This window comes from Alicyclobacillus herbarius DSM 13609 (genome assembly GCF_000430585.1).
Classification (GTDB): Bacteria; Bacillota; Bacilli; order Alicyclobacillales; family Alicyclobacillaceae; genus Alicyclobacillus_G; species Alicyclobacillus_G herbarius.
Genome location: NZ_AUMH01000010.1, coordinates 1 through 22,383, shown reverse-complemented (window position 1 = coordinate 22,383; position 22,383 = coordinate 1). Strand labels below are relative to the sequence as shown.

20 protein-coding genes and 1 pseudogene are annotated in these 22,383 nt (G+C 54.7%); 3 read left to right on the top strand and 18 right to left on the bottom strand.

Annotated elements, in window-relative coordinates; genetic code table 11:
- Nucleotides 1-141: 141 nt before the first annotated feature.
- The 10 genes from H522_RS18325 to H522_RS0107980 all read right to left on the bottom strand — a co-directional run bounded on the left by H522_RS18325 (nt 142) and on the right by H522_RS0107980 (nt 12,555).
- Nucleotides 142-1,440: a S1C family serine protease gene (locus H522_RS18325; RefSeq protein WP_051344057.1), complete on the bottom strand. Its 1,299-nt coding sequence runs from the start codon at nt 1,438-1,440 to the stop codon at nt 142-144.
- A 52-nt stretch (nt 1,441-1,492) separates the two neighbouring features.
- A complete protein-coding gene (gene hpnE, locus H522_RS0108025; RefSeq protein WP_026961924.1) occupies nt 1,493-2,875 on the bottom strand; it encodes a hydroxysqualene dehydroxylase HpnE in 1,383 nt (460 codons plus the stop codon).
- Nucleotides 2,854-3,711 (bottom strand): phytoene/squalene synthase family protein, encoded by an 858-nt coding sequence (locus H522_RS0108020; RefSeq protein WP_026961923.1) that lies wholly within the window; start codon nt 3,709-3,711, stop codon nt 2,854-2,856. The genes hpnE and H522_RS0108020 overlap by 22 nt, the downstream gene beginning before the upstream one ends.
- Before the next feature lie 29 nt (nt 3,712-3,740).
- Entirely contained in the window at nt 3,741-4,616 is an 876-nt protein-coding gene (gene hpnC / locus H522_RS0108015; protein WP_051344056.1) for a squalene synthase HpnC, read from the bottom strand.
- Nucleotides 4,617-4,619: 3 nt separating this feature from the next.
- Entirely contained in the window at nt 4,620-6,500 is a 1,881-nt protein-coding gene (shc, locus tag H522_RS0108010; protein WP_051344055.1) for a squalene--hopene cyclase, read from the bottom strand.
- A complete protein-coding gene (hpnA, locus tag H522_RS18320; protein ID WP_035453130.1) occupies nt 6,500-7,504 on the bottom strand; it encodes a hopanoid-associated sugar epimerase in 1,005 nt (334 codons plus the stop codon). Before hpnA ends, shc begins: the two co-directional genes overlap by 1 nt.
- Nucleotides 7,489-8,154 carry a phosphorylase family protein gene (locus H522_RS0108000; RefSeq protein ID WP_026961920.1) on the bottom strand — a complete coding sequence of 222 codons (666 nt, stop codon included), beginning with the start codon at nt 8,152-8,154 and terminating at the stop codon, nt 7,489-7,491. Before H522_RS0108000 ends, hpnA begins: the two co-directional genes overlap by 16 nt.
- A complete protein-coding gene (hpnH, locus tag H522_RS0107995) occupies nt 8,151-9,161 on the bottom strand; it encodes an adenosyl-hopene transferase HpnH (RefSeq protein WP_026961919.1) in 1,011 nt (336 codons plus the stop codon). The genes H522_RS0108000 and hpnH overlap by 4 nt, the downstream gene beginning before the upstream one ends.
- Nucleotides 9,162-9,251: 90 nt before the next feature.
- Entirely contained in the window at nt 9,252-10,361 is a 1,110-nt protein-coding gene (fni, locus tag H522_RS0107990; protein WP_026961918.1) for a type 2 isopentenyl-diphosphate Delta-isomerase, read from the bottom strand.
- Between the two features lie 976 nt (nt 10,362-11,337).
- A complete protein-coding gene (locus H522_RS0107980; protein ID WP_026961917.1) occupies nt 11,338-12,555 on the bottom strand; it encodes an IS110 family RNA-guided transposase in 1,218 nt (405 codons plus the stop codon).
- 248 nt (nt 12,556-12,803) lie between these two features.
- Here H522_RS0107980 and tnpC point away from each other — a divergent pair.
- A pseudogene (gene tnpC, locus H522_RS18315) lies at nt 12,804-13,523 on the top strand (IS66 family transposase); the annotation flags it as partial.
- Nucleotides 13,524-13,585: 62 nt separating this feature from the next.
- On the opposite strand, the gene H522_RS0107970 reads toward tnpC, so the two are convergent.
- The 8 genes from H522_RS0107970 to H522_RS18305 form a co-directional block, all read right to left on the bottom strand.
- Nucleotides 13,586-14,452 (bottom strand): transposase, encoded by an 867-nt coding sequence (locus tag H522_RS0107970; RefSeq protein WP_026961916.1) that lies wholly within the window; start codon nt 14,450-14,452, stop codon nt 13,586-13,588.
- A 359-nt stretch (nt 14,453-14,811) separates the two neighbouring features.
- Nucleotides 14,812-16,059, bottom strand: coding sequence for an MFS transporter (locus H522_RS0107965; protein WP_026961915.1), 1,248 nt, complete (start codon nt 16,057-16,059; stop codon nt 14,812-14,814).
- Nucleotides 16,060-16,089: 30 nt separating this feature from the next.
- Nucleotides 16,090-16,515: a VOC family protein gene (locus tag H522_RS18310; RefSeq protein ID WP_162143494.1), complete on the bottom strand. Its 426-nt coding sequence runs from the start codon at nt 16,513-16,515 to the stop codon at nt 16,090-16,092.
- A 77-nt stretch (nt 16,516-16,592) separates the two neighbouring features.
- Nucleotides 16,593-18,350, bottom strand: a complete 1,758-nt coding sequence (locus tag H522_RS0107955) for a WD40 repeat domain-containing protein (protein WP_026961914.1) — start codon at nt 18,348-18,350, stop codon at nt 16,593-16,595.
- A 124-nt stretch (nt 18,351-18,474) separates the two neighbouring features.
- Nucleotides 18,475-18,648 carry a hypothetical protein gene (locus H522_RS21480; protein ID WP_155836277.1) on the bottom strand — a complete coding sequence of 58 codons (174 nt, stop codon included), beginning with the start codon at nt 18,646-18,648 and terminating at the stop codon, nt 18,475-18,477.
- Between the two features lie 15 nt (nt 18,649-18,663).
- Entirely contained in the window at nt 18,664-19,107 is a 444-nt protein-coding gene (locus H522_RS0107945; RefSeq protein ID WP_026961913.1) for a hypothetical protein, read from the bottom strand.
- 32 nt (nt 19,108-19,139) lie between these two features.
- Entirely contained in the window at nt 19,140-19,745 is a 606-nt protein-coding gene (gene ribA, locus H522_RS0107940) for a GTP cyclohydrolase II (RefSeq protein ID WP_051344052.1), read from the bottom strand.
- Nucleotides 19,746-20,279: 534 nt separating this feature from the next.
- Nucleotides 20,280-21,464, bottom strand: a complete 1,185-nt coding sequence (locus tag H522_RS18305) for a helix-turn-helix domain-containing protein (protein WP_051344051.1) — start codon at nt 21,462-21,464, stop codon at nt 20,280-20,282.
- A 365-nt stretch (nt 21,465-21,829) separates the two neighbouring features.
- Here H522_RS18305 and H522_RS18300 point away from each other — a divergent pair, with 365 nt between their 5' ends.
- Both H522_RS18300 and H522_RS18295 read left to right on the top strand, forming a co-directional pair.
- Nucleotides 21,830-22,120: a transposase gene (locus H522_RS18300; protein ID WP_081411978.1), complete on the top strand. Its 291-nt coding sequence runs from the start codon at nt 21,830-21,832 to the stop codon at nt 22,118-22,120.
- 46 nt (nt 22,121-22,166) lie between these two features.
- Nucleotides 22,167-22,383, top strand: a 217-nt coding sequence (locus H522_RS18295; protein WP_162143493.1) for an IS3 family transposase, incomplete at its 3' end; no start/stop codon positions are given.

The window sequence follows — 22,383 nt, the reverse complement described above, 5'->3', positions numbered from 1 at the left end:
AACACTCCGATAACTCCCATCAGCCGGGAGACCAAAACGACAAGGACTCTGACCAGGACGAGGATGAAGATTGACGCTTAGACATGACGGGCCGCGGATAACTCCACGGCCCTTTCTTCGATAGTCCGGACGCACAATACATTACCATCCGCCGACAAACGGGGCACCCGAATAGCCACCGTCACCCGACGAATCCCCACCTGCTCCGTAACCTTGTGTTTCACCGCCTTGGCTCGATCCGTTCGCATCATTGGGCGTTGCCATCTTCTGCACGGGAATCGTCAGCGTCAGCTTCTTCTGGCCACGGTAGACGGTAACCTGAACTTTATCACCAGGCTTCATCTGGAACAAGGCGGTCCGCAAATCGGCGGTATCCTGAATCGCAGTCGAATTGATGCGCACAATGACGTCGCCAGCCTTTAACCCGGCACTCTTCGTTGCGGAGGATGTCACCTTCACCACGTACACGCCGGTATCCGTCGGCACGCCCTGCAGATACGTAGGCGGAACCTCCGCGAGCGGATAGGCCTCAATGCCTAACGCCGGGTGTGTGGCATGCCCTGTTTGAATGATTTCTGTGGCAATCACCTTCACCAGATTGGCCGGGATGGCAAAGCCCATACCCTCCACGCCGGTTTCCGCGATTTTACTGCTGGTAATCCCGATGATTTGGCCCTCAATGTTCAAGAGCGGACCGCCACTGTTCCCGGGATTGATTGCGGCGTCCGTCTGAATGACCGACTGATAATCCAACGTCTGTTGCGATTCCGGCTCTTGCACCGGCATTTCCCGCGACTTGGCGCTGACAATGCCCGATGTGACGGAGTCAGCAAAGTCCAGACCCATCGGTGTGCCAATGGCGACAACCGGTTCGCCGACCTGAATGTTGTCCGAATTCGCCAGCGGCAAGGGCTCGACGCCGGCAAAGTTGGAGGCGCTTGTCTTTAACACAGCCAAATCCGTATATGGATCGGTACCGACGACTTGCGCAGATATGTGTTTGCCCGATTGGAGCACCAGACTCACCTTGGAGCCGCCCTCGACCACATGGTTATTGGTCACAAGATACGCCGTATTTCCATCCTTCTCAATCAAGACGCCCGTTCCGATATCCGATTCTTGTTCCTGGCTTTGCTGTGTGAAGAAGTTTTGCGATGAGGTGTAATTCACGACGGCCACCACATCCGGCGACGCCTTTTTGACCAACTGTGTAATGCCACTCGTCACATTCACATCCACGCTCGTCGGCATTGCCGATGGCGTCGACTTTGTCGCGCTCGGTGCGGTAGAACCTACCGCCTGAGATGCTCCGGCCTGAGACGCCCCCGTCAGATGCTGTGTCGCCCACGGCAGCACGGCCAGCGTGGACCCAGAACCGACGACGGCCGACAACACACATACAGCAACCCATTTCCATGCTGCAGAACGTTCCCTGCTCATGAAAACCAACCTCACTTTGTACGAGTGATGGAAGAAATGCCGTTTGGTTGGTTTATACGATACGCTTGTTCTCTTGAATCAACATTGAATCGACGGCTGCGCGTGCCGCCGTAAAACCACTGCGGACCGCCCCTTCCAAACACGCGGGCCAGCCTGTGTCGGTCCAGTCGCCCGCGACGTATAAACCCGGTAACAGCCCACAGCAATCCAGTCTCCGAACCCCAAAACCCGGTTCCGCGAGAAAGGTAGCTTGGGACTGCCATATCGGCGCCGAGGCCGTCAGTTTGGCCCCGCCTGACCTTCGTGCAAACATTTGTCGCACATTTTCATCCGCCAGCGCCACCAGGTGTTCGGGCCGCTCTTGCCGCAAGTCGTCGGCCGCGCTGATAGAGACAGACAAGAAACGACCATCCCATTCTGGCAAGCCCTGGATGCGTCCCCGATTGAAGACAAACGGGGCCACCGCGCCTGGCGCCACAGCCACATCGCCCTGCATGACCGGGCGGTCATACAGAAGATAGACGTTCAAAATGGGACTCCAAGGAACACTCGCCACCTGTGCAAGCTGGGGTAAATGCGGTTCACCGGGGAGCAAGCGAGGCAACACATCGTGCGGCACCGCCGTGATAACCGCATCCGCCGGGATAAACTCACCGTCGTTCGTATGCCCCCCAACAATCACGCCTTTGTCGATGGCGAGGCGATGAATCGGGGTTCCGAAATGAACCTTCACGCCCCGCTTGAGCAACACTTGCACCGCGGATTCAGCCAGTTCGCTGAGGGGACGGCAAAAGTACCCCAACCTCGCCGACTTCCATCCGGTCACCACCCCCATGCGCAAGGCCTGCACGGCAAGTCCTGCGCTCACGCGGTGTGCCTGTCCGTTGAGAACGGCGACGCCAATCAAATCCCATAGGCATTCCACCGCGTCTTGACTTTGCTGATGTTCGGACAACCAGGACGCAAACGACTGCCCGTCCATTCGCCTTACGTCGGTCGTGAGCACGGCCAGAGCCGCGCGGAGTGCCCGCCAACGCGCGCCCACAGACAGGTGTCTGTAGCGTAGAATCGAGGGCAGTAAATGCAGCGGCCCCGGCAGCCGACGGCTCTCGAGATTCTGCCACCGTCCCTGATAAAAGACAGGAATCGACAACAGCGGTTGAAACCGAACCGCCGCCTCCTGGCCAATTTCCTGCAGACAGTGCATAAAGTCTGTACAACACCCCAACAGGACGTGCTGCCCGTTATCGACCATCATTCCGGTCTTTGCGTGCACGAAGGAAAACGCCCGCCCCCCGGGATGAGCACGGCGCTCGTAGAGATGAACCTCCGCACTCGCGCAGGTGCGGGTGAGCTCTAGCGCCGCAGCCAGTCCGGCCCACCCCGCACCAATCACAAGAATTCTGCGAGGAGCTAACCGATTTGTTTCTGCCATAGCGCATCCCATATGAGGTGGATTTTTTTCGTCCTTGATAGGCTCACCCGCTGTTGCAACACAATCTCCGGATTCGCCTCAATGGCCTTGAACAGTTCGAAGTACACCGCGTAAATCATCTGCAGACAGCGCCGCGCATCCGATGCAATGAGCGGAAACAATTCGGCCGCGCGTCGGTAATACGCCCGTGTTCGCTCAACTTGTTGGACCATCATTCGACGAAACTGGGGCGTCCTACGACACCTACGCAAGTCCGTCAAAGAGTAACCCGCTGTCTCCAGGTCCTCTGTAGGTATGTACACACGATTGCGCGCAATGTCTTCTTTTAAGTCGCGCATGACATTCGTCAACTGGAGCGCAATCCCCATCTGGTTGGCAAGCCGAAGAGCGTCCGAATCGGTAAACCCGAATACATAAGCGCATAATCTTCCTACCGATCCGGCAACGTATTCGCAATACCGCTCGAGTTCAGAGAAAGTACGGAATTCCACAGGGTTTAGGTCGATGCGCATGCCGCGCAGCAAGTCTTCGAACGGATCGAGCGGAATCTGATAACGTCGAATGGTCTCTCCAAGCGCGGACACAACTGGATGTTCATCCTCAAGGTACGACGGCTGTACCGCCCGATAGAGGAGCGCCTCGGCTTCTTGAAGACGCTGGTGTGCAGCCTGCCCCGTAAACTCGTCGACAGCATCATCACAAATTCGGCTCCAGGCGTAAATCGCGTACAGCGCCACCCGTTTCGGCTGCGGCAAAAGCATCATCCCATAATAAAAGCTGCTGCCCACCTGTTTTACGATTTGGTGACACTCCTTGTACGCGGTCGAGAGATCCACTTTTCCGTCACCTCCGGGACGACGCTGCGTCAATGACCCCAGAAAACCCGCATCGCGATCGATAGCTTCTGGCTACCGGATACCGTAGGCCGCCGAGACAACGGATCATAACCCTGCCGCGCCAGCGCGTGTAAAACCGCCTGTCCGCCCAACCGGTACATCCGCAGCTGTAGGCGCAGTCGATACGGAACCATGGCCTCCAACCGGGCCCCGGTCTGAAACATGACCCACGTTCGTTCCACCTGTCTCTGAATACAGCGCCGGAGCGGCTCACTGGCTCGATTCGCCTCGAGGTCCCTCACCTCTGTCCCAAATTCGGCCATGTCCGCGAGGGGCAGATAGATGCGTCCTTTCTTCACATCCCGTCCCAGGTCCTGCAGGTGGTTGGCGACCTGAAGGGCCGTGCAGGTCTGGTCGGAAAGCTCCTGTCGGACCGAATCGGTAAACCCGAATAAGGCCAGTACCAACCGTCCGACCGGGTTTGCCGAATACCGGCAGTACTCCATCAATTCCTCCCAAGTCTGGTATTGCAATCGTTTCTGATCCAGCCGATTGGCCTCAATCAAGTCGAGAAACGGTTCTATCGGCAACGCGAACTGTTCAATGCTCGCCTGCAAGGCTTGGAATACGTAGTGGGTCGGCCGGCCTTCGTAACACAAACGCAGCTGGCGTTCCCACTCGTAGAGCGCTGCCAAGCGGTCCCCTGGATACTCGTCCCCCAAATCGTCCACCCCGCGGCAGAAAGCGTAGACCGCGCAAAAATGGGGACGCAGACGTGCCGGAACGAATAACGAGACTACCGAAAAGTTCTCGTAGTGATGCTCCACGACGCGCCGGCACAGCGAAAAAGCGGTATCCACGTCCGGGGCCCGACCCGCGTCCGGATCGACCACAAGCTGAGTCATCTTTCAGGCCTCCAGCCGAGATAGAGCCTGCCGATAACGACCGAGAGCCATCAGGGGAAACACGTCTCGGTACATCTCATAACCGATGTAAAAATCGCGAGGAAAGCCCGTGCCGGTATACACCTGCTCATCCCACCGCCCGTCTGGACGCTGTGTTCGCAGCAAGTAGTCGACCCCGCGCCGGACGCACTCCTCCTTTACCCAACCGCCGGCAATCAAGGCGAGTAGAGCCCAACCGGTCTGAGATGGCGTGCTGACGCCGATGCCGGCCAGCCGCTCGTCGTCGTATGACCGACAGTCCTCGCCCCAGCCTCCATCTTCATTTTGATGCTCCGCCAACCAATGCAACGCCTGCTGCACCCATGGCTGACGTACATCGACCCCGACAGCAGCTAAGGCAGGAATCACCGCGCCCGTACCATAGATGTAGTTGACGCCCCAGCGGCCAAACCAAGGGCCGAACGACGTCTGCTGCCCACGTAAATAGGCCAGCGCGCGTTGAATCACGTCCCAGGCTTCGTCGTAGCCGAAACTGCCAAAGCACTCCAGAACGTGCGCCGTAACGTCTTCGCTCGGCGGATCGATGACCTCGCCGAAGTCACAAAACGGAATCCTACCTACCAGCGTGCGCGTGTTGTCAGCGTCAAACGCTCCCCAGCCGCCATTTTTACTCTGCATGGCGACCAACCACCGGAACCCGGCCGTCATGGCCTTGCGGCGGGCAGCCTCATTGGGCAGCCGGAGACTGTTGAGCGCCTGCACGACAATCGCCGTATCATCCACGTCAGGGTAGTTGTCATTGTAGAACTCAAACGCCCAGCCCCCCGGTTTGGCGTGCGGACGCCGGACTTGCCAGTCGCCTCCCGAGAAAATCTGCTTGTTACAGAGCCATTCGCCGGCCTGCACCAAGGCTGGGTGATCCGGAGCCACCCCTGCGGCCCGTAGCGCCAACACGCTGAGACCGGTGTCCCAGACGGGTGAAACGCACGCTTGAAACCACCACGTCTCCCCATCCTCGACGGCGAAGCTCCCCAGCGCCTGCCAGCCCTTTTCAAAGGCGGGGTGTCGGTCTTGTCCGAGTACATGCAAAGCTATTAGGGAGTAGAACCAAGGGGGTTGAATCCCGCCCCAGTTTCCGTCCGCTTCTTGGTGTTTCAGAATCCAATCTAAGGCACGTTCTTCCGCTTGTCGGCGCAGCGGGTGAACGGGAAACCGGCGATACGCCTTGATAGCTCGGTCAAGTGCAGCAAACACCCCCTCACCCCGACTTCTCTCCGTCGATCCCGTTCTCAGCTCGGGGATTCGGGCTGCATCCGGAAGTGGATAGACCGGCCGTCGATTCATCACGATGGTCAAGGCAACAATGGTAGCGCGGGCCCAACTGGCGAAATCGTAAATGTTGAGCGGCATCCATTTCGGAAGATACATGATTTCAGGTGGGATTTCTGGCAGCCCGGCCCACGGGTACTCTCCCACCAAAGCCAGCCACAAACGGGTAAACACGCGCGTTTGTTCAATCCCGCCCTGACTGATCACAAAGGTGCGCGCCTTGACCATGCGTTCATCCTGCGGCGACACGCCTATCAGTTTAAGCGCCACATAAGCCTCCACCGTCGCGTTCAGGTCCGGCGGACCACCCGGATAGATGGACCAGGTTCCGTCTCCGTTCTGCTGCCTAAAGAGGTAGGTCTCAATCTTTTGCTCCCGTCTTGCGTCACGCCGGTTCAGGCAATGGCACAACAGCACGTATTCCGATTCCATGCAGACATTGGAAGCCAGCTGACCCCACCAGAATCCTTCGGCGTGTTGACGATTCAACAGAGACTGGCATGCTGCATCAATCCCTGCCTCTAGGTGTGTTACCGTGGCCTTCGGCAGGCTCATCAACGACTCCCCCTTTCCTTGATTGCTGGAAGTTCCCGCTGAAACCAATCCACCGCGCGCGCCAGCGCCTCATCGACAGGCCGGGCGGAAAACCCGAGTCGGCTTTTCGCCTTTTCGGCCGTAAAGTACATCGGTGTCCTGGCCAGCTTCACGCCATCCAGAGGTATGCGCGGCCCGCGTCCCACGATGGGCGTCACCACATACTCGTCGACAATTGCGGCCGTGTACGCCACCCACAATGGGATTCGCAGGCGTGGCGCAGGCCTTCCCGCGCATCGGGCGGTACGCTCCACCAGGTCGCGAAAGTGTAAGTTCTCCCCGCCCAGTATGTACCGTTCACCACTTTGCCCTCGTGAGAGAGCAAGTAGGTGTCCATGGGCCACGTCCTCCACATCGACCAGATTCAATCCGGTGTCCGTGTAACCAGGCATGCGTCCCCAAACAATATCTTGGATAATCTTCCCTGTCGGCGTCGGCTTCACGTCCCCGGGCCCCACCGGAGTCGAAGGGTTGACAATGACGATATCCAGCCCCTTTGAGCACGCCTGCCGCACGCGTTGTTCGGCGATGATTTTGCTTTTCTTATAGTCACTGTCCACCGATGCTGCGTCGGCATAGCCCGTTTCATCGGCAGGCTGGCCATCCCGGCGAAGTGCGACGGTGGCCGTGGAACTGGTGTAGACGATACGCTCGACCTTGGCCTTACGGCAGGCATCAAGCAGTTTATCGGTGCCGTCTACGTTGACGCGATACATGACCGGACCGTCGCGGCGGTTGAGCGAATAGTGAGCCGCCACATGAAAGACCACTTGGCACCCGTCAATGAACTCCAGGCCACGACCGGTCTGTAAATCCCCATAAATCAACTCCACTCCGAGCGGGGTCAGGCGCGCCGCTGCCTCAGGCGAACGAACCAACGCTCGCACCTGCCATCCTTGTTGGGATAAGAGACGGGCCACATGGTAGCCAATGAATCCACTCGCTCCCGTCACGTACGCCCGCATAAAACCCACCTGCCTACCTCTGCCAGCCGTCTCCTCGCAGCTAGCGCCTGTCCGGGTAACGAGGCCACCGCCCACCAAGTCTTTGGATGAGCAAGGTGCGGCAATACGTCGCCGGCGGTATCCAAGACCACCCTCACCACGGTGAACGGCACGTTCTGCTCCGCCGCTGCCACACCCCAGCTGTAACTTTCCATATCCACCCAGCGTGCAGCCGTGGCGGCGTACAAGGCTGATTTTCCTTCCAGTGTCGCCGCGACCTTCGGGACCGAGACCATCGCTCCCTCGGTCGCGGTTCCTGGCAGCGGCTGTACCGTGAGTCCATCCATGGATTGCGCGTCAATGACCCTACTCGGTAGAGCCAACTCGCCCCGCATGGCATCCGTCGTCAAGGCGCCGCACAGGCCCGTGCCCACCACCCAATCGGGCTGGTACGTTCGTATCGCACTACGCGCCCCACGCAAAGCCCGATCCGGTCCGATTCCGGTCACGGCCACGTGTACGCGGCCCGATGCATGCATCCGCAGACGAGCCCAAGCTCGACCCTCGAAACGTGTCGCCGCGAGCACCAGGATACACAGAGCCCCCCGTGACGCGTCCGTCCCCGGGCGGATGGCAACTCCACCCGTGGATACGTCGGGCCCGTGGCTCATGAGGCGAACATCCAGCGGATGACCCGCCAGGTGTCCATAGGGGACATGGCTTTGACGGCCGACGCCTCATAGCCGCTGTGCATCATGCAACTGGCACAGCGAGGGTTTTCTCCATACCCGAACTCCTCCCAGTTGGTCTGGTTCATCAGGTCGTCAAACGTCTCGTAATGAGCATCGGTCAGGAGATAACAAGGCCCCTTCCAGCCTTTCGGATCGCGCGTGGGATTGCCCCACGGCGTGCACTTCAGAGTCTTTTTGCCGGTCAGAAAATCGAAGAAAATGGGTGTGTTATAGAAGCGGACCTTGGGCCCTGCGACCTCGAGGATTTCGCGCACCGCCTGCTGAGCCTCCTTACGGCGGAAAAAGATCCCGCTGTTGGCCGGGTTCACCTCCTCATAGGTAAAGGCCGGCGAGAGGATGCAGTTGTCCACACCAAGATCGGTCAATTCGCGTAACAGCTGACCAATGGCCTTGGTATCGGCGCCTTTATATAACGTTGTATTCGTGGCCACGCGAAATCCGCGCTGTTTCGCCGCCTGAATGCCCTTAATGACAATATCAAAGACGCCTTTGCGTTCCACCATACGGTCATGGTGCTCGCGCGGTCCATCGAGGTGAAACACAAACGTGAAGCGCGGATTCGGTTCGAGCTTGTCAAGGACTCTGCCCAACAAGATACCATTGGTGCAGAGCAGTGTCAGTTTTCCGCGTTCGAGGATCCCTTTGACAATGTCCACGATTTCCGGATGAACCAGCGGCTCACCGCCGGCGATGGAAACCGCAGGCGCCCCACACTCGTCCACCGCCGCCAAACACTCGTCCTTTGTCAGGCGCATCTTCAAAATCTCTTCACTTTGCCGGATTTTCCCGCATCCCGTGCAGGTCAGGTTACACATTTCGGTCGGTTCAAGCATAAGCACCATCGGAAAACGACGTTTACCTTTCATCCTTTGCCCCAGCACGTACCTGGCCATGTCGATGGTCAGGCCTATCGGTTGCCTTGCCATCTACGATTCGCCTCGCTTTTGACAGGTTTGGCATGAGACAAGAAGCTCTCTGAAGAACAAGGGTCTGTGACTCTTACCCTCTACGTCCGCCTACGGTCTTCCTCTACGCGCAAGGTGTAAGGTAAAATCGGCAAAACCTCGGGCCGACAACCAGTCTCGCAGGCGGCCTGTCAGGACCGCAGGCCGAGAACGCAGCTCACGCCAGTTCCGACAGCCCGTCAAGACCAACAGGGTTTTCAGGCTCCAATGCAGCTCGGCGATATACTGCTCGACAGCGTTCAGTGCTGCGTCTTCGTCCGGATCTGCAACTCTACGTAAAAACTCCCCGGCAATCCCGACCGCGACCGCTCCAAGCGCCAAGGATTTAGCAACATCGTGAGCGGTGCGTACGCCACCGGATGCGACCACATCCACGCGTTCTCCAACCGTCGCGACCACCTCACAAAGGCTGGCAGCAGTCGGCAATCCCCACTGCTGCCAGGAGGCGGCCAACTGCCATCCGCGTCGATGGGCCTCGACTGCCATGAAATTGGTACCCCCAAGGCCGCCGACATCGATTCCTTGCACACCTAATTGGGCGAAACGCAACGCTTCCTCGGCGCTGATTCCCTGCCCGACTTCCTTGGCAATCACTGGAATGTCAAGGGCAGCCACCACGTCGCCCAAAGCGTCTTCTGCACCGCGAAAATCCCTGTCACCCTCGGCCATGAACAACTCTTGCGCAACATTCCAGTGAACCTGCAACAAGTCCGCCTGAACCAGCTGAACCGCCTGCTTAGCCGCAGCGAGCGAAGTGCCCATGCCAACGTTGGCGATGACCACGCCGTCTGGATTGACCTCGCGAACCACTTCATACGTGTACGCCAACTCCGGATTATGCAATGCGCTCGTTTCCGAACCGACCGCCATCGCCAACCCGTGTTTTCGCGCAGCCAACGCCAAGCGTCGGTTTACTTCGTAGGATTCGGGAGCTCCCCCGGTCATGGCGTTGATGATAATTGGAGAAGTCAACGGGATACCGCATAACTCTGTATCCAGGGTGACTTCGTCCCACGCCAATTCCGGCATACAGTTTGGGATTAGACTCACGTCCTCAAGCCATGTGCTCGCGTATGCGTTATCGCCCAACTCCCTGACCACCGCGATATGTTCCGCTTTTCGTCGCTGCCGGTCTGTCTGTTCTGAATGAACCCCCCCCACGCTTTTCCACTCCTCTCCCATAAGTCACTTCAGCGGTGTCTAGGTCGGAGAGCGACCGCGACGGGTATGTAAATGATATTTTTGATAGAAAGTGATTATGTCCGGAATCTTTGTGTGGTTGAAAGGTTTACAACTTCGATGAGCTTGGAAGGTCAGAAACGTAGGTCATCATCTCGTTTCTCTGTAGATTCATAGCGGACCCGCTACTCTCCCACAGTCAGCCACCTGATGAAAACACGAGAGACACCCTCAGGATTCATCAAACGTTCCCGAGAACAGAATTATAACATAAAAGAATGGAAAAGTCCCACGGCACCACCCAAATCTTAGGTGAGCCATAGGACGACATACGGAATGTTTGCGGACTTCCGTGTATGCCGATGCCAAGCGGGCCACACATCCTTTGTCGGATCACCATCCTATCCCACTTTATATTCAATCCGCAGCTTGTCCGCAATCATGGCAATAAATTCGCTATTGGTGGGTACAAATTGGGGGCGTCAAGTCCAATTCCATAGGCTCAAAAGGGGTGCTAAATGCCGCTGTGGCAAAGGATTTGCGGTGTTCTTCGACCTTACCTCGGGTGGCGACCAGAACGGGTATTGGAACGGGTGTTTATTGGAATTCAACCGCCTCAGTTTTTTGCCATGGGGGAAAGTGGCTTAAGAGATAGAAGGGGGGTCGTGGGGAAAGTGACACAGGCTCTAGAACTATACTATGGCAGGAAATGGTCAGGAGTGAATTTCGGGAAGCTCATCGCACTTTCTTGGCGTAATTGTTCGCTACAGGAGGGACATAAAACATGGTGATCTCGCCGTTCATTTCGAAATCATCCAAACACACATCTGGCAGGACGTTTGACTTAGACGTTGCTATCCTGAAAATCAATGAGCAGGGACACCCGAAAGAAGGCATGTTGAACTAACCCCCCAAATTCGGAGGTTTTGGAAAGAAAACGGTATGCAACGATGCCTTGCTATGCAACAGGTTTCACGGTGACTTCCATGCCGAGTGACTGCAGCTTTCGGATCGCCTGTTTTATAACCGCATCTCGCTTGCGTTGCTCATAGTACGTAGGTCCGAGTTCAATGTAGGGCTGCCGGCGCTGCAACATGGAATACACGATGGTCAGGATACTGTGGGCCACTGCAACTGCTGCACGGTTTTTCCCTCTTCGGGCTGCTATCCGGCGGTACTGAGCTGAGAGATACGTGTTTTTTGTCCTTGCAGCCGCACGTGCAGCCTCCACCAAAGCCGCTCTAAGTTTTTGGTTTCCCTTGCGAGTTCTCCCCGACTTTCGTTTCCCCGCACTCTCATGGTTGCCTGGAGCCAGCCCTGCCCATGAGCACAAATGGGCAGCAGACGGGAACTGGTTCATGTCCGTCCCTATTTCAGCAAGGAGCTGTTCTGCTGTCCGCCGACCGACACCGGGGATTGTGTCTACCAACTCCAGGTCTTCTTCAAAAGGGAGCATGCGCTTCCTGACCTCTTCGTCGAGTCGGGCAATTTCTTCATCCAGGTAATCGATGTGGCGCAGTTGAGCGGCTAACATTGTCCGTTGGTGAGCGCCCATCAGCCCGTTCAGTGCCTTTTGTAGTTCTGGCTTCTTCGTCTTCATGCGACCCCTTGCCAACTCGGAAAGTACCTCTGGATTCTTCTCTCCCTTGATCATCGCTTCCAGCATCGCCCGTCCGGACTTGCCAAGCGTATGACTGGCCACCGAAGACAGCTTAATGTTCGCTCCCTCCAGCACCTTTTGAACCCGATTCACTTCCCTGGCTCGTTCGTCGATCAGACTCCGACGGTAACGAATGAGTTCGCGCAATTCCCGCTGCTCACGGTTGGGAATGTAACTGGCTTGCAACAACCCATGGCGGAGCAGGTTGGCAATCCACTCAGCATCCTTTACGTCGGTCTTACGGCCAGGAACGTTCTTCATGTGCTTGGCGTTCACTACAAGCACCTGGAAGTCTGCCGATTCCAGAAGATTGTAAATCGGCTTCCAGAATGAGGCCGTGCTTTCCATCGCAACATGGGTGCATTGATACTGTTGAAGCCAATCAACCATCTCCAAGAGGTCCTCGGTCATGGTGGAAAAAGTACGAATTTCTTTGGTTTCCGGTGTCAGTACACAGGCAACGACCATCTTCTTGTGGACATCGAGGCCGCAACAACGTTCATGTACGACATCCATGCGAATCCTTCCTGATGACTGGTAAAATTGAAGGGCTGGTGCAACGACCATAACGGATCATTCTATCCTGCGTGCTTCTCGAGTGGGAGAGCGACATTCTGTGGTGCACCTGGTCGTCGTAGTCAGTCTATTCGGCGGGCTCGAGGCACCAAGCAATGACGACCTGCCTTCACCAGCCACCAAGGAAATGCATTCAACACAAGGCCATTTTCATCCTTCTGCTGGTGCCGCCCCGGCGGCATGGGGGTCTATTCGACTATCAGGAGACCCGTTCGAGGGAGCACCCAAGGAGGTTCCTGGAGGGATTTAAGGGGTACCTGCATGTGGATGGGTACAGCGGATACCACGGTATCAAGGGCGTCACCTTGGTGGGGTGCTGGGCACACGCGAGGCGCAAGTTTGACGAGGCACTCAAGGTGTTGCCAACAGCGGAACGGAAAAAACCAACAGCCGCCCGGATTGGGCTTGAGTACTGCAACCGGCTGTTCAAAATCGAACGTGCATTGAAAGACACAACCCCGGAGGAACGTCGTACCGAACGGCAGAGGCTGAGTTGGCCGGTGCTTGACGAGTTTTTGGCATGGCTTCAGGAGCAGAGCGGACAGGTACTGCCCAAGAGTGCCTTGGGCAAGGCGATTTCGTATTGCCTGAATCCGTGGCCGAAGCTGGTGGTGTACCTGCAGGACGGCCATCTGGAGTTGGACAACAACCGGAGCGAGCGATCCATCAAACGATTTGTGATAGGACGTAAGAACTTCCTGTTTGCGAATACGCCGCGCGGGGCAAAGGCGAGCTCCATCGCGTACAGCCTGGTGGAGACGGCCAGGGAGAACGGCCTGGACCCGTACTTGTACCTGGAGTACCTGTTCGAGCGGCTGCCCAACATCCGAACAGATGACCCGGCAGCGATGGACGACTTGCTGCCGTGGTCGGAGCGTCTGCCGGAACGAATCCGGAGACGTGGAAAAAAGGATAGCATGAGAAATCGCCCCGCTGGGTTCCCTGGCGGGGTTGATTGTTGCTGTGTAGACTACTCTCGCCTAAGTCCGGACAAGCACAAGGTGTGAGGAGTCTTACGCTTATGAAGAAAGCGTCCTTTGGCGTCCTGCTTTGGCTTCGGGCGTTTCGTCATGTTCTGGATCAGCAAGTCCTCGAACACGTAGAGTTCATAGCGGTCATCCGCGACCAGCCGATGGCTTGTCTGGTGCGCATAGTCCCAGCGAACGTTCGTTTCGTAGGCGTCATACCGCGAAGCTCTCGCATAGGCTTTCTGTTGGTTGCGCGAACCGTCCTGCCGCCTTGCGGCACGGCGCTGCCACCTGACCTTTTGCTTGCGACACTTTTGGATTCGCGCCTTTTGGACAGGCAACAGGTCGAATACGCGGCCATCGGATGTGGCTAGTGGCTTTGCGACTCCGCGATCCAGACCGAGCGTCCGTTCGAGGAGTGCATCTTGTTCGAGGGTTCGCATTGAGGCGGCGATATCAGCTTCGTCCGGTGAGCACGTTCCGTCGTCACAAGAGAACGACACGTACCAGCGTCCATGGCTCACTTTGATATGAATGGAAGCCGGGATACCGTGCGGTCGATGCGCGCAATAAACCAACTCGCCGACGGGAAACTTCTTGGTACCGACGATGAGTTGGTATCGCAGATCCTCGCCCGTTTGCAAATCAACGACCGGCTGGAACGAAAACACCTCGGACGTAAGCCAAACCGATTGTTCGCCGCTCTTTCGTTTGAATTTAGGTCGCTCTGCAAGTCCTCTTTGATAGCGCAGATAGGCTTGCCTCCACAAGGCCGCGCCGTTTCGCAGGACAACACTTGGAACGTCGCGCAAAAAAGCGGTTGTCTCAGTCACAAATTGCGCGTAGGTTTGGTCAACTGGGATAGGCATACCGGTCAGCTCAACAAGATGATTGCGGAACGTACAATCTGTAGAAGTGCGGCGGCGATGAAGATAAATCCTCCGACCGTGGCAACTGTTTGGTAGCCGAAAATATTAGCCAATGGCACTGCCAGTATCTCGCCTATGGGTATTGTGCAATAAGAACCAAAGTCATTGATGGCACATACGCGTGAAAGTCTGTCCCTTGGGACAGCTTGCTGTAGTGAGGTATCCCACGCTATTCCTGAAATCGTCGACCCGGCTCCGGCCAACGCGGCGGCGATTATCAAGTAGGGTCTTTCGACGGTGGGCAGACATCAAAACATCGGAGGCGCTGCCTGCGCTCGACATCAGTGAGGAATTCGAACTCAGTTTCCAACAGGAGTTTGGGATGACTTCATGGACTCCACTGCAGTTGCTGACTTATATAACTTGGTTCTCCAGCCGGCCAACCAAATTATGAGCCGCAATGTACTAGCAGCAACAAACACCGCTGGTGCCCCGAACCACTGACCTGCGATTCCTCCAAGAGTATTTCCTATGGGGTTGGCCCCCCACACTATGATTCTCGTGCTGCTACTTACCCGGCCCAACATTTCGTCTGGTATGATTGATTGCCGGAATGACATCGATTGGATATTCCACATCACCGCAGCGATTCCGTAAATGACGTTCGCGACACCTATCAATGAGGGGACTGTCGTCCATGCGATAATGAAATCGGGAACAGATAGGAAAAATAGCGACACCATCAGAATAAGTCCCATGCGAAACCGAGTGGCTACAACCGCTGAAACCACCGAACCGAGGATTGTCCCAACACTCCCCCCTGTCATTACAAGCCCAGACCAATACGCGCTGACGTGCAAATCATGTTGGAGACGATACAGCAGCAGCGAGCGGGCAGCAGAACCCCCAAGATTCACTCCAAATGCAAACAAGGCCATCATCCGTATCAAATCCGTTGTCCATACATATTGCAAACCTTCGGCGATTTGCTGCATTAAACCAGCCTGAGCCTTTCTCGCGCCGGTCGAAAATGCTCGTTTCATGACAATCAGAGTGGCCGCCGAAACGAAGTACGATACCGCATCCGCAATCATCGTATTCGGCGCACCCATGACCGTAACTGCGATGCCTGCAAGCACGGGCCCCACCACCTGGCTTGCCGAAGTCCCGGCTTGCATGGCTGAATTCGCCTGCCGCACCTGATACTTCTCAACAATGTTCGGAACACATGATACAGAACTGGCGTCAAAAAGGGCATTAAACACACTAATGAGGGCCATCACAACGTAAATCTCTACAACGGATACTCGCCCCAACCAGTGCGTGATCGGCACTACCAACGTTAGAATGCCGCGAGCCAGGTCTGCCATTACCATGATGTGTTTACGATTGTACTGATCAGCCCATACACCAGCAGGCAGTGAGAGCAGCAGGTACGGCAGAAACCCAACGGCAAATCCCACCCCCATCTGGAGAGCAGACCCAGTGAGCTGCAAAATTAACCATGGCATGGCAAATCCCGTTACGGACGAACCGAACTGCGACACGGTTTGTCCTATCAACAACCATCTGAAGTCTGGGTTGCTCCACAAGGCTGCCTTCTCCATGAGAATCCCTCCTGGGCATTCTGGATGCCGCTATAGGTTGTTGTCCCTAGTCTGGTTCGCGATACCCTCCGACACCGCATCCCTTGATGTAATGCGAACATAATATCCATCGGGATCTGTCACGCGAAAGTCCACTGCTCCCCATGGGCGCTGTGTAAGTGGCTCAATGAGCGCGTATCCGCTCTGCAACACCATGTTATACATCTTCTCAAAATCGTCAGTTTCAAAGACAATTTCCACCCCGATGCCAAGTCGTTCTTTCGGATATTTTCGCCTTAGTGGATGCGCCTCCGGTAGAGATGATATCGGCGTTAACCCAAGGTGAACGTTTCCTTGGTGCACTACTGTGTACTGTCTGGATCGGTTGTTTCCCAATTCAAACCCGAGCACGTCCTGATAGAATTGTGTCGACGATTGCACGTCATCTACAAAAAGTTCCAAACGCAAGTCCATCATCATTATACATCTTCACCATTCCTTTCTATTTTACGGTGCGGCAGCTCATCGTCCACGCGTACTTCCAATTAACTCTTTCAGACCACTACAGTGGGTTCTTGTGTGAACAATCGGTAGCGCTCCCGGTGATTCCCGGATGGAGAAATTTCGTACACACCTCCATCGTACGAGCTTGCGAAAAAGCCATGCTTATACGGCCGCAGCGCACTGATCCCGTTTTGTGCCACCCGGCCGCATTCCACCATTGTGTCCTTCCGGGGATCCCAGATGACTACGTAACCCCAATAATCACCACTGGCGATAGTTCCATCTTCCAATAAGGCCACTGATTTTACGGAATAACGGTGCCTATTGTGCTGCGCTATGATCGCTCCGGATGAAATCTCGTATAAGCGCACGACCCGGTCTCTGCTCACGGTCACAAGCTGGTTATTCTCCAAATCCAACGCGACATCATTGACGATTGCAGTTGGCCCAATAAATTCCTTGATGCGCTTAAGGGTTGGCTTCTCGGATACGTATATCGTCATGTCCGCTGCCACCGAAACGACCACATTCCCTGCCGCATGTACCGCCTTGACCGCTCCGGAGTGGACTTTCATGGAATGCTCCGGACCTGTCTTACCTTCCGATGGATTGACCACGTGGATGTAGCCACCATATGTTCCGACATAGAACATGGCGTCGTCTCTGCAGAAGAATACCGAATTGACGGGACCGGAATTCAACTCCATTGTGACCGGTTTTCCAAGTGACCTGTCGACAATGTGCAAGCGTCCAGCATGATCTCCCCAGGCGATGTACCTTCCATCTCGCGAAATCCCTACCGCATTGGTCAGCGTCCCCGTGCTGGGGCTTATTTCCTCCCCGTTGACTCGAAATTTTCCATCGTCCGATGCCGTCGCAATATCTCCGTTCATAGAGACTGCTAAATCATTGATTGAAGGTGTTGACAAGCGTTCCTCGTTGCCAAGGTACTCTCCAGTCGATACCGACCACTCACAATACCGCACCCCAAAACTGGCTCCGAAGATGGTCTGCTCATCATGAGACCAGACGAGTGACCTTTCCCATTGGTGTACACATGGAGCAAGAGTTTGCTGCAGGCTCCAGGTTTGCGTGTCCCATATTCGGATGAAGTGGTCGTAACCCGCAGTCAGAAGATATTCGCCTGTTGGGGAGAATTTGATTCGCTTCACCCCTTGGTTATGCGGGTGAAGAATGTGCAGCAGTTCTAGGGTATCTGCTTCGTACACGATGACGCTTCCATCGTCGGCTCCCACAGCAAACAAGTTGTTGGCTTCACACCCCGATATCGTGTCCAGTTCAAATTCAAACGGACCTTTCTCTTTATTTACCTCTCCGGTAAGTATATTCCACGAGAATATATGACCGTCATCTCCCGCTGAGAACACCCGATCCCGGAAGGCCCACACTGAAAGCACGTCTCGCTTGTGACACCGGAAGTCCACCAAAATCGCACCCGTTTTGAAGTCCCAGACCAGGCACCGGGTATCTCGCGAGGCGGAAATCAGCACCGTATCATCCAAGCCGAATGTTACGGCCTCCACATCATCCGCATGCCCGCGAAACGTCCTTACGAGTCGGTTTTCTAGCAGGTCGTAAACGTTGATGGTGTAGTCCGAAGAACAACTCGCCAAATACCGACCATTATGTGAAAGGCAAAGACCGTTTACCAGATGGTCGTGTGTACCGAGTAGTCTCGATTTTAGCGTTTTACGGTCCCACTCGTAGATGCACTTGTCATAGCCGGCCGTATAGACATACTTGTCATCGTGAGATACTACAACGGCGGTAATTGGTCCCTTATGCATGGTCTCACTCCTTGTCCTATTTGTAGAAAGGAGCCGCGGCTTCTGTGGTCTCCATTGTATGAGCCACACGCCACAGCTCCTCTCTTCCCCACCGCGTAAGTGTCCGGCTACTCCTGGCTGAACATTAAGCGGTCAAGACAGCCTCTTTCACCAGGTTCGCCTCCACCGCGTTCAGGGTTTCCAGGCATGCCGTAGCAAGCATGTACGCCGGACGCGCACCATATGCCATGAGAATGGTGATGTCACATCCAGCCAGAATGACGGCATCCCGCATCTGGTGACGAATGCGCTCCTGCATGTTGCTCACCTCCTTTCAAAGAGCAGCACGGTCGTTCGCTTTCATTGCTCGTCCAATGCGGAGCATACTCTCGTAGCACTTTCCTAACTGCTCAAAGAAGTCATTGACACTGACTGTTTGCGGTGCAGTAACCCTGAGTTGTTGATCTCCGACAGTGACAGTCTGCCCTAAGTCCATCTTGGCATGTTCTTCCGACATGTGTTTCTCTACTATTTCCGACATTTCATCGCGTCCAATATCCCCGTTTCCGGCCACTTTGAAGATAAGGTACCAGGATGGGCGATGCTCCTTGAGATAATCTCGTCCCAGCGCCTCTGTTACTTCTTCTACCCAGCCTTCTGAAAACTCCTCACGCAGTTTTTCACGGGCCTGTGCCAGCGATAGGTGCTTTATCTCTTCGTAAATGTCGTACATGACGGGGAATACTTCCGGGTCAAACTCTCGTGGCAGCATGTCCATATGCCAGTTCACCCCCTTTCTTTGGCCACACGTCATACGCAAGTGAGCAAGTGACCCATCTTCCGTTTCTTTGTGCTGAGGTACTTCAGATTTTCGGGATGAGGTTCCACCTCTAATGGAACTACACCGCTGACGTTGATCCCGAGTTCCGTTGCCTGCCTGACTTTATCGGGGTTGTTGGTCATAATCCGGATCGAATGTACCCTTAAATCATCAAGAATGAACCTGCAGAGTGTGTAATCACGATTGTCAATGGGCAGTTCCAATTTTTCGTTCGCGGTTACCGTATCGTAGCCCATGTCTTGCAGATGGTAAGCTCGCAATTTGTTGACCAATCCGATCCCTCGGCCTTCCTGCCTGAGATAGATAATGATGCCCATTCGACTTTCCCCGATCATCCTCATTGCCTTTTCCAACTGTTCACCACAGTCGCATCTTAGGGATCCGAACACCTCTCCTGTAAGGCATTCGGAGTGAAAGCGTACCAGGACGTCAGAACGGTTATGAACATTTCCTTTCAAAAGAACCACTGTCGGCTCTGCATCTGGATGGAAAGCATCGTAGTAAGCCAACATAGAGAACTGCCCAAGTCGCGTCGGAAGTTTGACGGCGTCTGTTTTCGTCAGAAGCTTGTTCACAGGATCAAAACCCTTCACTTATGGGATGCTTTGTTGCAAACGAGATTGAAACGACTAAACAAACTTTTTGATTGCTTGTCTTTATAAAAATACAAATATATCAAGGTAGACAAATCTTACTCACGTTACTCATTTGAACGCATGTTTGTATTTGTTACAGAAGATGGAATATGCCGATGCCCGCTGCTATTCCTCACAGACCATATTTCTGCACAAATGGATTTTTGGCTAACATGTGAGGGAGATGTTTGCGTGGTCTTTACGAAGTGTTCGGGGCTATTTGCGAAGAAGTGAATGTCAGTGTTACCGACGTGGGAGATTGGCCTGCTCCGGGGCCTGCGAAGGACCATCTCGCCCCTCGCCGGCCCCAGTGCAATCAAGATGAAGAACCCTGTGACGGTGATAAAACCGGCGGAGTTACACCACTTGCTGGGTCAGATGCGAATGTTGTGAGAAACGCGCCTAAAATGCAACCAACAACGAGAATCCGCCTGATCACTGGGCTTTCCTCCCTTTTGTTTGATATTTTCCTGCTTACCTCAGTGATTCAATATATGCATATAAATCATTAACCTCTCGGTTGGCTGTGGTTCTCATAATTTCCAGCGCCTGCAACAAGAGCGTCTTTGCTTTGTCTAGCATCTTCCGTTCAGCGTAACTTTTCCCGGCAGCAATCAGCACTCGGGCGCGCACTGGCGCAGTGACAGACAAGTTGAGGGCTTCTCTGATTCCTGCATCCGCTTGTTGCCAGTTTTCACGTTGCGTTTCATAGATGATCTTTTCTTCAAGAAGCTGCGCCTTCCACTCATCATTGGGGACATCTTTTATGAGCTTGGAGTAATCCCGCTCGAACTGCTCCCATTCCCCACTGAGTCGCCGCAGCACGAGACGGTTGTGCCTCACAGAATAAAGAACATCATCAGAAAACGTAATGGCTCCAAGGCGCTCGGCGCGTTCCAAAGCTTCTGCGCAATTCTCGGTTTTTCCTGTATGAAGTTGTGCGGTGGTCCAGCCAATCAGTGCCCATGCTTCAAGAAGACCTTCCCCCAGTTCTTTTGCAGTATCTATGGCAAGTTTATAGGTGCGGGATGCTGATTCGTAATCACCGAGGAGTCCATGATTGGTGGCTAAATTTATCTGCGTGCTAATCCATCTGTGATCTGTTGGCCCTAACAGATGTAACGCAAGTCGGAAAAATAAGATGGACTGATTCACTTGCCCCATGTTTCTTGTGCTCATACCTAATCCGCGAAGGATCTCGTATGAGACATCCGGATTCTCATGAAATGACGGATCTATCAGAAGGGGCAATAATATTTCAATAGCTTCTTCCCAGAAGCCAATGCGCGTAAGCGCAAGACCGTGGTGCCAATGGGCGTAGAATTGCCAACTCTTCAAATGGTATGTTCCACACAACGCAGAGGCGGCTTCCCACATGTTCACTGCATCGTGCCAATCGCCTCTCTTCTCCGCCTTCTCTGCCTGCTGGAGTAAGGTTATCACGGTGTTTTGTACCACCGAATTGCCGCCATCAAAGAACACATCTACCGAGACACCTAATCGCGAGGCAATATACTGCAAAGCGTCATAAGAAGGTGTTTTGCGACCACTTTCATACAAGCTGATGGAAGTTCGCGATAATTTTGAGCCTGCGAGATCTGACTGTTTCAGCCTCTTCTCTTCTCGAAGAGAACGCAGGATACTTGCAAACGAGGCCATGCGAATGCCTCCACCAATAAATCCTAAATTAGTTCTATTTGGATTATAACTCATACCTGGCATAGTTTGCTTCATTTCTCAGTGCTGACTCCAAAAAATTATGTCACTAATTTGAACACGTGTTATAACCTGATGACGCACCACCAATTTCTCAAGCCTTCGTTCAGATAGACATACCCTTTTATCCCAGGAGAAGCGCGAGGTATTTGCATTTGCTGATTTGTAGGACACGTGGCGAGGATCAGATGGAGAGACCATAAGCAGCTGCACCATCATTACATGCCATCCGAACTGGTTTATGTATACTTGCCCCAGAGTCAACCCAGACAGAAGGGATGGGTTAAGATGAAGTAGAGGTGTTTGTGATGCCGGGACGTAAGTGGACAGTGGACGAAAAGATGAACATCGTGCTCGAGGGCATGATGCCCGGTGCGAACATCAGCGAGGTTTGTCGGCGGCATGGCGTAGCCCAGAGTCTGTATTACAGGTGGCGTGAAGCGTTCCTGGCTGGTGGACGGGCTGGACTTCAGTCTGGACCCTCTACGAGGGAGCAGGAGCTGGAGAAGGAGTTGCAGGAGGCTCGGGCTAAGATCGGTGAACTTACGATGCAGGTGGATGTGTTACGAAAAAATCGAATTGGGGCCGGAAGTAAATAGCCGTTCTTTGGTCTGTCAGCTCGCCAAAGAAGGCTTTCCGGTCCCCGTGATTGCAAAAGCGTTAGGGCTGAACCGGACGTACTGTTACAGCTTGCTGAAGCCGCCTGTGCCAAAGCCGAAAAGGCCTCCTGTGGATAAGGACGCTCTGGTCAAACCGTGGATTCGGAAACTGTGCGAAGAATTCCCCACGTACGGATACCGGCGAATCCAAGTCATGCTGCGTCGTCGACACAACCTACGGGTGAACCATAAGCGAGTGTACC